Genomic DNA, 14,688 nt, shown 5'->3' with positions numbered 1-14,688 from the left:
GCCCTCCTCGACGACGCGGCCCACCGGGACCTCCAACGGCGCCTGGACGCCTGGCAGTCCGAGGAGTCCGCCGTACGCCCAGCGTGGCGCCCGTGGCCGTGAGGGCCGTGGTCACCGGCTGGAAGAAGGTCTCGCCGCCGCTGGTGCAGTCGCCACTGCCGCCGGAGGTCATGCCGACCGCGCTGCCGTCCTGCGTGAACAGGGAGCCGCCGCTGTCGCCGGCCTCGGCGCAGACGTCGGTCTGGATGAGGCCGGTCACGGTGTCGACGCCGTTCGGGTCGGTCTCGCTCTGGAAGTTGACCGTGGCGTCGAGGCCGGTGACCGTGCCGTCGTGCAGACCGGTGGTGCTGCCCATCCGGAAGACCTGCTCGCCGACGGTCGCGTCCGCGGCCCCGGTGATCTGGACGGTCTGGCCGCCGCCGACGTTGACCTCGCTCGGCGCCTGGGTGGCCGGGTCGTTGTACTTGACCAGGGAGAAGTCGCCGTCGCCGGGGAAGGTGGCCTGGTCGACGGTGGCGATGGGCTCGCCGGTCTCGGAGTCGGACCACTCCTTGGCGGCGACCCCGCAGTGTCCGGCCGTCAGGAAGGCCGGGGTGCCGTCGCTCGCGGTGACGTTGAAGCCGAGGGAGCAGCGGACCGTGCCGCCCTCCGCCTGGGCGAAGATGGCGTCGCCGCCGGAGACCAGGGTCTTGAAGGTGCCGGAGGACTTCTTGACGGCCGCCACGTCCGAGCCGAGGCTCTCGACGGTCGACGTCAGTCTGTCCCAGTTGGCGCCGGTCACCGTGGAATCGGCGGTCACCTGGATCTTGTTGGTCTTCGGGTCGAGGGCCCAGGCGGTGCCCGGGATGGTCGCGTCCGCCGCCAGGGTCTTCGCCCCGGCCTGCAGGGTGGCGAGGCTGTTCTTGACCTCGCGGACCTTCGCGCCGGCCTTCTTCGCCTGGACGATCACGTTGTTGTTGTCGCCGGATATGACGTTGACGACCAGCTGCTGGGTGCCGGAGTCGTAGTAGGAACCGGCGAAGGCCTGGCCGAGCAGGTCCTGAAGCTGCGCGGCGAGATCCGAGGCGTCGTTCGCCTTGAGGGTCTTGGGGGCGGCGTCCGTCGACGAACCGTCCTGCGAGGCGTTCGCGTTCGGCAGCAGGATCGCCGCCGCGCCGAGCGCCACGACGCTGCCTGCCGCGATCGCGGCCTTGCGCTTCGGAATTCGCTTGTGACTCAAACTTCTCGACCTCCTGGGGGACCGGAGTCTGTGTGCCGCCGTTCGGCAGCGGTTCTGTTCGGGCGCCTGGATGGCCATGGGTACGCACGGGGCGGACGGGGCGTTCAATTCCGTTTGCCAACTCGCTTTGCACGACGAGGAATCGGCCATGACCCGGGACTTGCCGAGGGGCGCGGGGAACAATCCCCCATATGACGATGACCACCGCCGAAGCCGACAAGATCCTCTCCGCCAACTTCGCGCCCTGGGTGCTCGATCTGGGCCTGACCGTCGAGGAGTTGGGCGACGACCGGGCGACGCTGCGTCTGCCCTGGTCGGACCGGCTCTCAAGGGAGGGCGGCGCACTGTCGGGGCAGGCGCTGATGGCCGCCGCCGACACCGCCACCGTGATCGCGGTGTCGGCCGCCCGCGGCGCCTACGGGCCCATGACGACGGTTCAGCAGTCGACGTCGTTCCAGCGCGCGGTGACGGACTCGGATGTCCTGATCGAGGCGGTGCTCACCAAACTGGGCCGCCGGATGGCGTTCGCCGACATCACGATGACCGCCGTGTCGACGGGTGAACTCGCGGCGCGGGCGAGCACGGTCTATGCACTTCTGGGCTGACACGGTCCGCAGTCGGTCGGCAACGGTCCGTTCCGAACGCGAAGCCGAAACGAAGCTCCCGAGAATCTGCACAGTGAATGCTCAGCGAAGTCACCGTCAGCGGAGGTTCTGCACAAGCCGGCGAGGGCCGTCGGGCCATTGGGGCGGAGTGTCTGATTCGGCGAGCGATCAGCAAGGGGCGGGACGAGTCGATGCCGTGACGCATGTGAAAAAGTAGCCGCCGAGGCGTGCAGGAGCCTGCACGGATCGGTACCCGAGGGGCTCAAGTTGCCTGGTGAGACGGCTGGTTGATTGGAAGCCCGCGGCTGCCCCGTGCTTTGATCCATCGCACCGCGGGGGCCGCGAAGGGTTCCCGGCAACGGGCGCCCGGCGCTCGCGGTCGCGGCCGTCGCTCTGTCCCCAGAGGGGCCGCTCCCCCTTGTGAATATCCATATGAAGGGAAGTTCCATCATGAACTCCACCCCCCAGGTTGAGACCGTCGAGATCTCCGACGCCGAGCTCGACAACGTCTCCGGCGGCCTGTCCGTGAACGCCCTCGGCACCGTCACCGGCCTGGTGGACGGCATCGCCCCGGTTTCCGGCCTGGTCGACACCGCTGTCGGCACCGTCGAGGGTGTCACCGGCCTGAACACCGCCCCGGTCACCAACCTGGTCGCCGGTCTCTGATCGCTGCCTTTGTGATCGTCGGGTCCCGGAGCCGTACAGCGGTTCCGGGGCTTGCGGTTGCCATGCTCCATTTTTCCGGGGAGTGACCCCCGGACCCCCAGCCGGCTCGTGCGAGCCGGTCCTTCCTCGTTTTCAGGTGAGGGAAAGTTCCGTGCAGTTCCGCCAACAGGCCCTCGCCAAGCTCCAGTCGCCGGAGGAGCTCGACCTTCCGGTGCGCTTCGCCCGGCCGCAGGGCTGGCTCGTGCTGTCCGTGACGGTCGTCGCGGTCGCGGCCGCCTCCGTGTGGGCGGTGACCGGTTCGGTGGCCTCCACGGTCAGCGCGCCCGCCATCCTCACGCACGGCGAGGGCAGTTACATCCTGCAGAGCCCCGTCGCGGGCCAGGTCACCGCCGTGCTCGCCGAGCAGGGCGAGCGGCTGCCTGCCGACTCCCCCGTCCTGAAGGTCAAGACCGCCCAGGGCGAGACGGTCGTCCGCACGGTCGCCGCGGGCCGCATCACCGGACTCGCCGCCACCATCGGCCAGATCATCCAGACCGGCGCGAACATCGCCGCGGTCGAGAAGGTCGCGAGGGCCTCCGACCCGCTGTACGCAACCGTCTACGTGCCCGCCGAGAACGCGGCCTCCATCCCCGCGGACGCCGCCGTCGACCTCACCGTCTCCTCGGTGCCGACCCAGACGTACGGCGTGCTGCGCGGGCATGTGAAGTCCGTGGACCGCTCGGCGCAGTCGGCCCAGCAGATCGCCGCGTTCCTCGGCGACAGCCAGCTGGGCGAGCAGTTCACCAAGAAGGGCCGCCCGGTGGCCGTACTGGTGAAACTGGACAAGTCGTCGGGGACAAAGAGCGGTTACAAGTGGTCGTCCAAGGACGGGCCGCCCTTCGGCCTCACCTCCATGACCACGGCCACGGGTTCGATCCGGCTGGCCGATCAGCGTCCCGTCGATTGGCTGCTGCCGTGAGCACCGCACAACAGACGCGGAGCAGACGCCGCTCCGCCCCGCCCAAACGCCCCGTCCCCACGGGGAGGTCGAAGACGGTCCGCACGCCGACCGTCCTCCAGATGGAGGCCGTCGAATGCGGCGCCGCCTCCCTCGCGATGGTGCTGGGCCACTACGGCAAGCACGTCCCGCTGGAGGAGCTCCGCATCGCCTGCGGTGTCTCCCGCGACGGCTCGCGCGCGAGCAACCTCCTGAAGGCGGCCCGCAGTTACGGCCTGACGGCCAAGGGCATGCAGATGGACACGGCCGCCCTCGCCGAGGTCAAGACGCCGGCCGTGCTGTTCTGGGAGTTCAACCACTACGTCGTCTACGACGGCATGGGCCGCCGCTTCGGCCGCCGCGGGGTGTTCATCAACGACCCCGGCAAGGGCCGGCGTTTCCTGCCCATGGAGGACTTCGACGGCAGCTTCACCGGCGTCGTCCTGGTGATGGAGCCCGGCGAGGGCTTCACCAAGGGCGGCCGCAAGCCCGGCATCCTGGGCGCGATGCCGGCCCGGCTGCGGGGCACCGCCGGAACCATGCCGGCCGCGGTCCTCGCGAGCCTGCTGCTGGTCCTGGTCGGCGCGGCGGTGCCGGCGCTGAGCCGCACGTACATCGACATGTTCCTCATCGGCGGCCAGACCTCGCTGCTGACCGTGCTGTTCTCCTCGATGGGCGCCTGCGTCCTGCTCACGGTCCTGCTGACCTGGCTGCAGCAGGCCAACCTGCTGCGCGGCCGCATCATCTCCTCCACCCTCTCCAGCGCCCGCTTCCTGCGCCATCTGCTGCGGCTGCCGGTGACGTTCTTCTCCCAGCGCAGCCCGGCCGACCTGGTGCAGCGCCTGCAGTCGAACGACCAGGTGGCCGAGACGCTGGCCCGCGACCTCGCGGCGGCGGGCGTGGACGCGGTGGTCGTCGTCCTCTACGCCGTCCTCCTCTACACCTACGATCCGCAGCTCACCTTCGTCGGCATCGGTGTCGCGCTGCTGAACATCGTCGCCATGCGGGTCGTCATCCGGCTGCGCGCGACCCGCACCGCGAAGCTGCGGGCCGACAGCGCCCGGCTCACCAACACCGCCTACACCGGCCTGCAGTTGATCGAGACGATGAAGGCGACGGGCGGTGAGGACGGCTACTTCCGCAAGTGGGCCGGCCAGCACGCCACGACCCTGGAGGAGCAGCAGCGCCTCGGTGTGCCGAGCGCCTGGCTCGGTGTCGTCGCGCCGACGCTGGCCTCGCTGAACAGTGCGGTGATCCTGTGGGTCGGCGGCATGCGCGCGGTCGAGGGCGGCATCTCGGTGGGCCTGCTGGTCGCCTTCCAGTCCCTGGTCACCCGCTTCACCGCGCCGATCACGCGCCTGAACGGTGTCGCGGGCCGCATCCAGGACTTCGCCGCCGACGTGGCCCGGCTCAAGGACGTCGAGAACTTCCAGGCCGACCCGCTCTACGGCCGCCCCGGCGACGGCGACTCCACGCGCCGCCTGCACGGCCATGTCGAGCTGCAGAACATCTCCTTCGGCTACAACCCGCTCGACAAGCCCCTGCTCACCGGCTTCGACCTCACGGTCGGCCCGGGCCAGCAGGTGGCGCTGGTCGGCGGCTCGGGCAGCGGCAAGTCGACGGTCTCCCGGCTGATCTCGGGCCTGTACTCCCCCTGGGAGGGCGTGATCCGCATCGACGGACAGCGCCTGGACGACATCCCGCGCGGCGCGCTGGCCGCCTCCGTCTCCTTCGTCGACCAGGAGGTCTTCCTCTTCGAGGGCACCGTGCGCGACAACGTGGCGCTGTGGGACCCGTCGATCCCGGACGACGCGGTGGTCGACGCGCTGCGGGACGCGGCGCTCCACGACGTCGTGATGCGCAGGCCCGGCGGCATCCAGAGCAGGGTCGAGCAGGACGGCCGCAACTTCTCCGGCGGACAGCGCCAACGCCTGGAGATCGCCCGGGCGTTGGTGCGCCGCCCCAGCATCCTGGTCCTCGACGAGGTGACCAGCGCGCTGGACGCGGAGACCGAGCAGGTCGTGATGGACAACCTGCGCCGGCGCGGCTGTGCCTGCGTGGTGATCGCACACCGGCTCAGCACCGTCCGGGACAGCGACGAGATCGTCGTACTGCAGCACGGCACGATCGTGGAGCGCGGGCGGCACGAGGAGCTGCTGGCGCGTGGCGGCGCGTACGCGGCGCTGGTCAGGGAGCGATGAGATGACGACCGCACACGAAGGCGACCTGGTCCTGGGCGCCCTCGGCTCCATGGGCACGTATGTCGACTGCTCGGGCCTGACCCGGCTCGACCTGGAGGGCCCGCAGGTGCTGTGGCTGGTCGCGGCGGGCAGCCTCGACCTGTTCGCGGTGGACGCGGTCCAGCAGGGCCACTGGCACCACCTCGGCCGTCTGGAGGCGGGTTCACTCGTCCTCGGCCCGGTCCCGGGACCCCAACACACCCTGGTGGCACGCCCGTTGCGCGACTGCGTCGTGCACCGCATCGGCCTGCGCGAGCTGTACCAGACGGCCGACACCCAGACCTGGTCCTACGACGAGTACGGCAACGCCCAGTACGTCCCGCCGACGACCAGCCCGCTGGAGTACGCCCTCGCCCTCGGCGTCGGCCGCAGCCTGTCCGTCCTCTTCCAGGCGCCCATGGCGACCGAGCGGGCCGCCGAGGTCAACGACGACGACGTCTTCTGGATGCAGGTGCCGCCGGGGAGCGTGCAGTACGGATCGCTATACGGCGCCGAGGCCGCCGCCGATCTGCTGATGGACCCTGCGGTGTGGCAGTCCATGGTCGACCAGCAGTACCGGCTGCTGACCACGCTGGACCGCTGGATCGAGCAGCTGGAACGCACGCACGAAACACGAACCGCCGCCGGGATCAAGGCCGGTGAGGCGGTCCGGGCCCAGGCCGACCGGACGCTGCTGGCCTCCATCGGCAAGTCCTCGGCCAAGCGCGCCACGGCCGCCGACGCGGACGCCACCTACGCGGCCTGCAAGCTGGTCGCCGACGCGGCCGGGATAGAACTCGCCGAGCACGCGCAGAACGGCACGGGCAGCGACCGGCTCGACCCGGTGGAGCAGGTGGCCATCGCCTCCCGGGTGCGCACCAGGGCCGTACGCCTGGACGGCCGTTGGTGGCGGGACAACGTCGGACCGCTGGTCGGACACCGGGCGCTGTCGGGTGCGCCGGTCGCGCTGCTGTGGCGGCGCGGCGGATATGTGGCCGTGCATCCGGCGACCGGGCGCGAGACGCCGATCGAGAAGGCGAACGCGGAGGAGTTCGAGCCGCGCGCGGTGATGTTCTACCGGCCGCTGCCGGAACGGACGTTGAGCCCGCTGCGGCTGCTGCGGTTCAGCATGCGGGGCACCGGCGGTGACCTGGGCAACCTGCTGATGAGCGGCCTGGTGACGGTGGCCATCGGCGCGCTGGTGCCGATCGCGACCGGCAAGGTGCTGGGCGAGTTCGTGCCGAAGGCGCAGACGCATCTGATCGTGCAGGTCTGTCTGGCCGTGATGGTGACCAGCGTGGTGGCGGCGGCCTTCATGCTGCTGGAGAACCTCACCATCCTGCGCCTGGAGGGCCGTATCGAGTCCACGCTCCAACCGGCCGTCTGGGACCGGCTGTTGAGGCTCCCCACGAAGTTCTTCACGGAGCGCTCGACCGGTGAGCTGGCGAGCGCGGCGATGGGCATCAGCGCGATTCGCCGCATGATGGCGGGGATCGGTCCCGTGGTCGCCCAGTCGGTGACCGTCGGCGCGATGAACCTCGGTCTGCTGTTCTGGTACAGCCCCTCGATGGCCCTCGCCGCGATCGGCATGCTCGTCGTCATCGCGGGCGCGTTCCTCGGGCTCGGCCTGTGGCAGGTGCGCTGGCAGCGCAAGCTGGTCGTGCTGTCCAACAAGCTGAACAACCAGGCCTTCCAGACCCTGCGCGGTCTGCCGAAGCTGCGGGTGGCGGCGGCCGAGAACTACGCGTACGCCGCCTGGGCCTCGGAGTTCGCCCGGAGCCGGGAGCTCCAGCAGAAGGTCGGCCGCATCAAGAACCTGACCACGGTGATGGGCGCGGTCTATCTGCCGTTGTGCACCCTGCTGATGTTCATGCTGCTCGCCGGCCCGGCGCGCGGCTCGATGTCGGCGGCCGCGTTCCTCACCTTCAACACCTCGGTGACGATGCTGCTGACCTCGGTCACCCAACTGACCGGCGCGTTCGTGTCGGTGGTGGCCGCGCTGCCGCTGTTCGAGGAGATCAAGCCGGTCCTGGAGGCCACCCCGGAAGTGCGCACGGCGAGCACCCGGCCGGGCCCGCTGACCGGCGCGATCGAGGCCCGCCGGCTGTCCTTCCGGTACGCCGACGACGGGCCGCTCGTCCTCGACGACGTGTCCTTCGACATCCGCCCCGGCGAGTTCGTGGCGATCGTCGGCCCCAGCGGCTGCGGCAAGTCGACGCTGCTCAGGCTGCTGATCGGCTTCGACAAGCCGGTCTCCGGGAGTGTCCTGTACGACGGCCAGGACCTGTCCGCCCTCGACCAGTCGGCCGTGCGCCGGCAGTGCGGTGTGGTGCTCCAGCACGCGCAGCCGTTCACCGGCTCCATCCTGGACGTCATCTGCGGCACCGAACCGTACACGCCGGAGGAGGCGATGGCGGCGGCCGAGATGGCGGGGCTCGCGGAGGACATCAAGCGGATGCCGATGGGCCTGCACACCATCGTCTCGGGCAGCGGCGCGGTCTCCGGCGGTCAGCGGCAGCGCCTGATGATCGCGCAGGCGTTGATCCGGCGGCCACGGATCCTGTTCTTCGACGAGGCGACCAGCGCCCTCGACAACGAGACGCAGCGCGTGGTCATCGAGTCCACCAAGGCCCTCAACGCCACCCGGGTCGTCATCGCCCACCGTCTGTCGACGGTCCTGGACGCCGACCGCGTCATCGTCATGGAGGACGGCAAGGTCGCCCAGCAGGGCCCGCCCGCGCAGCTGCTCGCGGACACGGGCGGGCGGCTGCACGAGCTGGTGCGGCGGCAGCTGGCGTGAGGGGTCAGTCCAGGCCGGGGACGGGGGCTCCGGAGGGCACACCGGCGTCGAGGTAGCCGGCGTAGAACTCCTTCCAGGGCGCGCTCGCCCCGGCATGCGGGCCCTCGAAGCGCTCGCCCCGTGCCTTCGCGTCCAGGGCGGCGAGGCACACCTCCCAGCCGGCGCCGTTGCGGGCGGCGGTGTCGGCGGCCTGGAGGACGTTGGTGAGGGTGAAGCGGGTGCGCTTGTCGTCCAGCGCCTCCAGGTCGAAGTGGAGTTCGTCGCCGCCCCACTCGAAGGACAGGTGGCGCGGCTCGTCGAGCGCGAGCACCCGGCCCGTCGACTCCGGCATGTTCGGATCGCCGCTGAAGGTGATCGTGCCGCCGGGGCGCGGGTCGATCTCCGCCCGGGACGGGAACCACTGGGCGAGTTCCTCGGCGTCCGTCACGAAATGCCAGACGCGCTCGATCGGATGGTCGTAGGTACGGCTGAAGCGGACGGCCGGGCGGCCGTCGTCCAGGGTCAGATAGGTGCCGGTGAGGTCAGCGGCCATGGTGGATCAGTCCTTCGGGGCGGGTTCCTCGGGATCGTCCGGCGCCGTCTCGTCGAGGCGGCGGCCCAGCTTGTCCAGGCTGCGGTTCCACAGCGTGCGGTAGGGCGCCAGCCACGCGTCGAGCTCGGCGATCGGGGCCGGGTCGAGGGCGTAGACGCGGCGCTGCGCGTCCTGCCGGACCCGGACGAGACCGGCCTCCCGGAGCACCTTCAGGTGCTTCGAGGTGCTCGGCTGGCTCAGACCGCAGGCCTCCACGATCTCCCCGACGGGCCGCGGCCGCTCCAGGAGCAGCGCGACGATGGCCCGCCGGTGGGGATCGGCGAGGGCGGTCCAGAGCGAGGCGTCGGACATGACTCCAATATGCCTCGACGGTTATATGCCGGTCAAGGAATAAGAGATGGACGCCACATCCTGCGAAACGTTGCCGTTTCGCTTGGGGAGGGTCTAGTCTGCTGGTGTACGAAACCGTTTCGTTCTTGGTTTCGGCGCTTCCGGCAACCCCGAACGACTTCCCTGGAGTGGTTCTCCCATGTCCCAGAAGACACTCACCGACGACACCTCCAGAGGTGCCGTCGAGGCGCCCGCCTCGTCATCGTCGAAGCGCTGGTGGATCCTCGCGGTCATCGCCCTCGCGCAGCTGATGGTGGTGCTGGACGCGACCATCGTGAACATCGCCCTGCCCTCGGCCCAGGCCGACCTGGGCTTCTCCGACGGCAACCGGCAGTGGATCGTCACCGCGTACGCCCTGTCGTTCGCCTCCCTGCTGCTGCTCGGCGGAAGGATCGCCGACCTGTTCGGCCGCAAGACGGCCTTCCTCGTCGGAGTCGTCGGCTTCGCCGCCGTATCGGCGCTGGGCGGTGCCGCCAATGGATTCGGGATGCTGGTCACCGCGCGTGCCCTGCAAGGTGCCTTCGGCGCGCTGCTCGCGCCGGCCGCGCTGTCGCTGCTCAACACGACGTTCACCGACGCCCGCGAGCGCGCCCGCGCGTTCAGCGTCTACGGCGCCATCGCCGGCGCCGGCGGTGCGGTGGGCCTGCTGCTCGGCGGAGTGCTGACCGACGCCTTCGACTGGCGCTGGACGCTGTACGTGAACGTGCTGATCGCCGTCGTCGCCTTCGTGGGCGGCTGGCTGCTGCTGGCCAACCACCGCGACGACACCAGCGCCAAGCTGGACGTCCCGGGCACGGTGCTCGTCGCCGCGGGTCTCTTCTCCCTGGTCTACGGCTTCTCCAACGCCGAGACGCACGACTGGGGTTCGGCCCTGACCTGGGGCTTCCTGATCGCCGGTGGCGTGCTCCTTGCCGCCTTCGCCTGGTGGCAGACCAGGGCCGCGCACCCGCTGCTGCCGCTGCGCATCCTGCTCGACCGCAACCGCGCGGCCTCGTTCCTCGCCGTGCTGATCTCGGCCGGCGGCATGTTCGGCGTGTTCCTCTTCCTCACCTACTACCTGCAGCTCAACCTCGGCTTCAGCCCGACCAAGACCGGCGTGGCGTTCCTGCCGATGGTCGGCGCCCTGATGGTGGCCGCGCAGTTGGGCACCACGGTCCTGCTGCCCCGTATCGGCCCTAAGGTGGGCGTTCCGCTCGGCTTCGCGGTCGCCGCGGTCGGCATGGCCTGGCTGACCGGCATCGGCGTCGGATCCAGCTACGTCAGCGCGGTGCTCCCGCAGCTGATCATCACCGGCTTCGGCCTCGGCCTGGTGATGCCGGCGGCCATGCAGCTGGCCACCGGCGGAGTGGCGGCCGAGGACGCGGGCGTGGCCTCCGCGACGGTCAACGCCATGCAGCAGGTGGGCGGTTCGATCGGTACGGCGCTGCTGAACACCCTGGCCGCGAGCGCCGCGACCGACTACCTGTCCGGCAAGGACGCGACCAGCAAGCTGGTGCAGGCCCAGGCGACGATCGAGAGCTACACCACCGCCTTCTGGTGGTCGGCGGGCATGTTCGCCGCCGGCGCCCTGATCGCCTTCCTGCTCTTCCGCCGCGGAGTTCCCGAGCAGGACGCGGACGCCGCACCGGTCGTCCACATGTGATCACCCGGTACTGAGCCGCACGGACCGAGGGGCCGCCGTCTGCAGGGAGACGGCGGCCCCTCCTCGCTGGCATGGTGTGAGGGTGCGCAGGGCGTCGGCGGCGCTGGGCAGCGCCGTGTTCCTCGTTCTCGTCTCCGGCAGCGCGGCCGTACTGGTGCCGTGGTGGCTGACCGGCTGGCGGGCCGGTGACTGGTGGCTGCCGCTGCGGCTGCTGGGGCTGGTGCCGCTGGCGGCGGGGACCGCCGTGATTCTCCAGGCGTTCGGCCGGTTCGCCCTCGAAGGACTGGGCACACCGGCGCCGATCGCGCCGCCGGTGCGGCTGGTGGTGACCGGGCCGTACCGGTACGTGCGCAATCCGATCTACCTCGCGGTGGCCGCCGTACTCTGCGGCCAGGCCCTGCTGCTCGCCCGGCCGGTGGTCTTCGTCTACTGCGCCTGCGTCCTGCCGGTGATGTGGGCGTTCGTGCGCTGGTACGAGGAGCCCGGGCTGGTACGGCGGTTCGGCGCCGAGTACGAACGCTACCGGCGGGCGGTGCCGGGCTGGTGGCCGCGCCGGCGCCCCTGGCCCGGCGGCTGACCGGCTTTTGACCGGCTCCGAACTGGGTACTCACCGGCCCATGCGAATCAGCGTGGTGGATGTGGGGTCGAACACGGTCCGGCTGGTGGTGGCGGACGCGCAGGGCGGGGTACCGCTGCCGGTGCACACCGCTAAGTGGCGACTGCGGCTGTCGGAACAGGTCAAGCCCGGCAGCAGCATCCCCGAGGAGGCCGTCGAGCGGCTGGTCCGGGCGGTCGCCGAGGCGAGCCGGACCGCCGCCCGGTGGGGCGCGACGGCGCCGCTGGCCTTCGCCACCGCGGTCGTACGGGCCGCCCCCAACCGCCAGGAGGTACTGCGCACCGTCCGCTCACGGACCGGCGTCCTGCTGTGCACGCTGCCGGGCGAGCTGGAGGCCGAGCTCACCTTCCTCGGGGCGCGGCGCTGGATGGGCTGGCAGTCGGGTCCGCTGGCCCTGCTCGACATCGGCGGCGGCTCCCTCGAAGTGGCCTTCGGACGGGGCCGGTTGCCGGAGTTCGTGGCCTCCCTGCCGCTCGGCGCGGGACGGCTGACGCACGAGTTCTTCCCGGAGGCGGACGCGCCGCTGCCCGAGCAGCTGCGGGCGCTGCGCCGCAAGGTGCGGCACCAGCTGCGGGACGTGGCGGCACGGATCCGCTGGGAGGGGCCGCGCACGGCGGTGGCCACCTCGCGCACGTTCCAGCAGTTGGGGCGGCTGTGCGGAGCGGCGCCCGGGCGGCACGGCCCGTTCGTGGAACGGCAGTTGCGGCGCTCGGACCTGCGCACGGCGGTCGAACAGCTGGCCGTCCTGCCCGTCGCCGAACGCGCCCTGCTCCCCGGCATCTCCGCCCCGCGCGCCGCGCAGAGCCTGGCCGGCGCGATCGTCGGGCACACCGCGATGAAGCTGACCGGCCTCAGGAAGGTCGACATCTGCCCGTGGGCGATCCGCGAAGGGGTCCTGCTGCGCCACATCGAGGACGGAGCGTCCTGGTGGGCGGAGATCAACCGCCTCGACGACTCCCCCGCCGCCAAGAATCCGGTGCCGCTGCGCATCGCATCTGCGACCAACTGAGCGGAAAGTCAAGCGGATCCATCTCAATTCACCAGGTCGAGTGAACCAGATCTTGCGCTCGGCGCGTCAGGGATGTTCGCCATCGCACCGGGGTAACTACCGGGATCGAATGCGCCCCTTGTCGAGGTGGAGCGGACATGACGCCCGACGCGGACGACCGCGCCTTTGAACCCCCGGCGGCGAACGCCCACGCCCGGACCCGGGCCGACGGCCGGTTCACCGTGGTCGTGGTCTCGGGTGAGATCGACCTGGCGACCGCGGAGTTCCTCACCGAGCACCTGGACGCGGCGACGGCCGGGCCGCGGCCGGACGTACTGGTCGACCTGCGACGCGTGGAGTTCTTCGACTGCTCGGGCCTGCGGGTGCTGTGCCGGGCCGAGAGCCGGGCCAGGGAGCGCGACGGCCGGCTGCGCCTCGTCTCCGACCGGCCGGCCATCCGCCGGCTGCTCGCCGGCGCGGGACTGCTCGGACGGTTTCCGCCCCTCCCCGACGTGCCCGGGGAGGGGCGGGAATGACCCGGGGGTCGGCGGGCGGCCCCACTCCGCCCGGCCGACCCCCGGTACGAGATCGCCGGTGTCCCCGCGACAGGGCCTCGCACTCCCCATCCGCGGGCCGCCGAGTGCGCACGGGGGACCGTGCGATCCCGGTCCCTCAGAACGCGAAGACGCTGGTCCCGTAGGAGGTCTTCACGCACTCGTTGGCGAAGGTGCGCTCGAAGGAGACGCGCTTGCCCTGCCAGACGCCGTCGACGGTGACGACGACCGGGTCGTACTCCTTGGTGCACAGCACGTCGGATCTGGGCGCCAGGGCGTCGAGGCCGCCGGCGGCGCGGAGTTCGGCGCAGGCGAGGGCGGCGGCCGGGTGGGTGCCGGAGGGCGTCGGGGCGCAGTTCAGGGTGACGGCGCGTTGTGGCGTGGTCGCCGCGGCGCTCTCGCCGTGGCCGGTGGTGAGCACCAGGGCCGAGGGGGCGTAGAGCGAGGCCGGGGCGGCGAGGGCGGTTCCGGTGAGCGGTGCGCAGACGGCGGTGGCCGTGAGGGTCAGGGTCGCTGCCCAGCGTGCGGTGTTCCGCATTGTGTGCATCCTTCCGCTGGATTCGAGGGTGTGCCGGACCGTTCGGGTTGGTGCCGGACCGGCGAGCGCGAGTCTGCCGAGTCCGCGCCGGAAACACACTTCGACCCCACGCGTTTCAGTAACCTTGCGTATTGAATCAGTGGCTCGAAGTTACGGAATCCGACCGGTCGAACCCCGGAACTGAGCGGTTCTTGATCGCTCGAAGCAGCCAGGTGGCCAGATTCCACCGCTTCGTTAATAGGCCTGAAACATTCCGATTGAGCTCTCGGCGGACTCCGCCGCACCCCCTTGTGTTCATGAACAGGCCGAGTAATCGTCATTACATGATTACGACTGAGCAGCACGAGAAACTGCGCGGCTGGTTCGCCGGCCGTCTGCCCGACGACCTCTTCGAGGAGGTGGCCGAGCTCACGGTCGACCGCGAGGAGATCACGGTGATCGGCCGCATCCCGGAACCCCGGCTCGCCGAGGACGCCTCGGCCGCCGAACGAGCGGCAGCGCTCAAGGCGCGGATCGAGGAGTTCCGGGAGCGCACCCGGGAGGCGCGGATCGAGGTGGCCCGGGAGGCCGAGCACCGGTTCCGCCGCAAGGTGTCCTGGGGCGTGGAGTGCGGCGGGGAACGCGCCATGTTCACGCACATCGCCGCACCGGTCATGACCCGGCTGCGCCAGCCCGAGCGGCAGGTCCTCGACACGCTGATCGCGGGCGGCGTCGCCCGCAGCCGCAGCGACGCCCTCGCCTGGTGCGTACGCCTGGTCCAGCGCCACACCGACGACTGGCTGACCGAGCTGCGGGAGTCCCTCGAACAGGTCCAGCGGGTACGGGCGCAGGGACCTGACGCCGAACCGGAGGACGCCGCACCGGACGACGAATGATGACGGAATCGCACACCTCGGGCCCGAAAGATGGATGAACCGTCCTCTGGTGCGGCTCTTGACCGTCC

General features: G+C 70.8%; 14 protein-coding genes. 10 read left to right on the top strand and 4 right to left on the bottom strand.

The features are described 5' to 3' along the window. Positions 1–1,219, bottom strand: a 1,219-nt coding sequence (locus ABZ848_RS47335; protein ID WP_360842706.1) for a S1 family peptidase, incomplete at its 3' end; no start/stop codon positions are given. A gap of 191 nt (positions 1,220–1,410) precedes the next feature. Here ABZ848_RS47335 and ABZ848_RS47330 point away from each other — a divergent pair. From ABZ848_RS47330 to ABZ848_RS47310, 5 genes are all read left to right on the top strand, one after another. Further along, entirely contained in the window at positions 1,411–1,824 is a 414-nt protein-coding gene (locus ABZ848_RS47330; protein WP_360842703.1) for a PaaI family thioesterase, read from the top strand. A gap of 450 nt (positions 1,825–2,274) precedes the next feature. Further along, entirely contained in the window at positions 2,275–2,490 is a 216-nt protein-coding gene (locus tag ABZ848_RS47325) for a type A2 lantipeptide (protein ID WP_133043658.1), read from the top strand. A gap of 151 nt (positions 2,491–2,641) precedes the next feature. Continuing rightward, positions 2,642–3,448, top strand: coding sequence for an HlyD family efflux transporter periplasmic adaptor subunit (locus ABZ848_RS47320; RefSeq protein ID WP_360842700.1), 807 nt, complete (start codon positions 2,642–2,644; stop codon positions 3,446–3,448). Further along, complete coding sequence (locus ABZ848_RS47315) at positions 3,445–5,667, top strand: NHLP family bacteriocin export ABC transporter peptidase/permease/ATPase subunit (protein WP_360842698.1); 2,223 nt, start codon at positions 3,445–3,447, stop codon at positions 5,665–5,667. The genes ABZ848_RS47320 and ABZ848_RS47315 overlap by 4 nt, the downstream gene beginning before the upstream one ends. A gap of 1 nt (position 5,668) precedes the next feature. Continuing rightward, positions 5,669–8,485 carry an NHLP bacteriocin export ABC transporter permease/ATPase subunit gene (locus ABZ848_RS47310; protein ID WP_360842696.1) on the top strand — a complete coding sequence of 939 codons (2,817 nt, stop codon included), beginning with the start codon at positions 5,669–5,671 and terminating at the stop codon, positions 8,483–8,485. A gap of 4 nt (positions 8,486–8,489) precedes the next feature. Here ABZ848_RS47310 and ABZ848_RS47305 read toward each other — a convergent pair whose 3' ends face one another. Together ABZ848_RS47305 and ABZ848_RS47300 are read right to left on the bottom strand one after the other, a co-directional pair. Continuing rightward, positions 8,490–9,017 (bottom strand): SRPBCC family protein, encoded by a 528-nt coding sequence (locus ABZ848_RS47305; RefSeq protein WP_360842693.1) that lies wholly within the window; start codon positions 9,015–9,017, stop codon positions 8,490–8,492. 6 nt (positions 9,018–9,023) lie between these two features. Then, positions 9,024–9,368 (bottom strand): metalloregulator ArsR/SmtB family transcription factor, encoded by a 345-nt coding sequence (locus tag ABZ848_RS47300; RefSeq protein ID WP_360842690.1) that lies wholly within the window; start codon positions 9,366–9,368, stop codon positions 9,024–9,026. 178 nt (positions 9,369–9,546) lie between these two features. Between ABZ848_RS47300 and ABZ848_RS47295 the strand changes: the two genes are divergently transcribed. The 4 genes from ABZ848_RS47295 to ABZ848_RS47280 all read left to right on the top strand — a co-directional run bounded on the left by ABZ848_RS47295 (position 9,547) and on the right by ABZ848_RS47280 (position 13,189). Beyond that, the gene (locus ABZ848_RS47295) at positions 9,547–11,049 is read left to right on the top strand and encodes an MFS transporter (protein WP_360842688.1); all 1,503 of its coding nucleotides are present in this window, start codon (positions 9,547–9,549) and stop codon (positions 11,047–11,049) included. Positions 11,050–11,131: 82 nt separating this feature from the next. Continuing rightward, positions 11,132–11,626: an isoprenylcysteine carboxylmethyltransferase family protein gene (locus ABZ848_RS47290; protein WP_360842685.1), complete on the top strand. Its 495-nt coding sequence runs from the start codon at positions 11,132–11,134 to the stop codon at positions 11,624–11,626. A 40-nt stretch (positions 11,627–11,666) separates the two neighbouring features. Then, on the top strand, positions 11,667–12,674 hold the full coding sequence (locus ABZ848_RS47285) for a Ppx/GppA family phosphatase (RefSeq protein ID WP_360842683.1): 1,008 nt from the start codon (positions 11,667–11,669) through the stop codon (positions 12,672–12,674). A 137-nt stretch (positions 12,675–12,811) separates the two neighbouring features. After that, positions 12,812–13,189: an STAS domain-containing protein gene (locus ABZ848_RS47280; protein ID WP_360842680.1), complete on the top strand. Its 378-nt coding sequence runs from the start codon at positions 12,812–12,814 to the stop codon at positions 13,187–13,189. Between the two features lie 136 nt (positions 13,190–13,325). Here ABZ848_RS47280 and ABZ848_RS47275 read toward each other — a convergent pair whose 3' ends face one another. Then, on the bottom strand, positions 13,326–13,745 hold the full coding sequence (locus ABZ848_RS47275; protein WP_360842677.1) for a subtilase-type protease inhibitor: 420 nt from the start codon (positions 13,743–13,745) through the stop codon (positions 13,326–13,328). Between the two features lie 323 nt (positions 13,746–14,068). Between ABZ848_RS47275 and ABZ848_RS47270 the strand changes: the two genes are divergently transcribed. Continuing rightward, positions 14,069–14,620: a hypothetical protein gene (locus ABZ848_RS47270; protein ID WP_360842674.1), complete on the top strand. Its 552-nt coding sequence runs from the start codon at positions 14,069–14,071 to the stop codon at positions 14,618–14,620. The last annotated feature ends 68 nt before the right edge of the window (positions 14,621–14,688 follow it).

Origin of the sequence: Streptomyces sp. NPDC047081, from assembly GCF_040643775.1 — a bacterium.
Taxonomy (GTDB): Bacteria; Actinomycetota; Actinomycetes; order Streptomycetales; family Streptomycetaceae; genus Streptomyces.
This window is presented reverse-complemented; position numbering and strand designations above follow the sequence as displayed.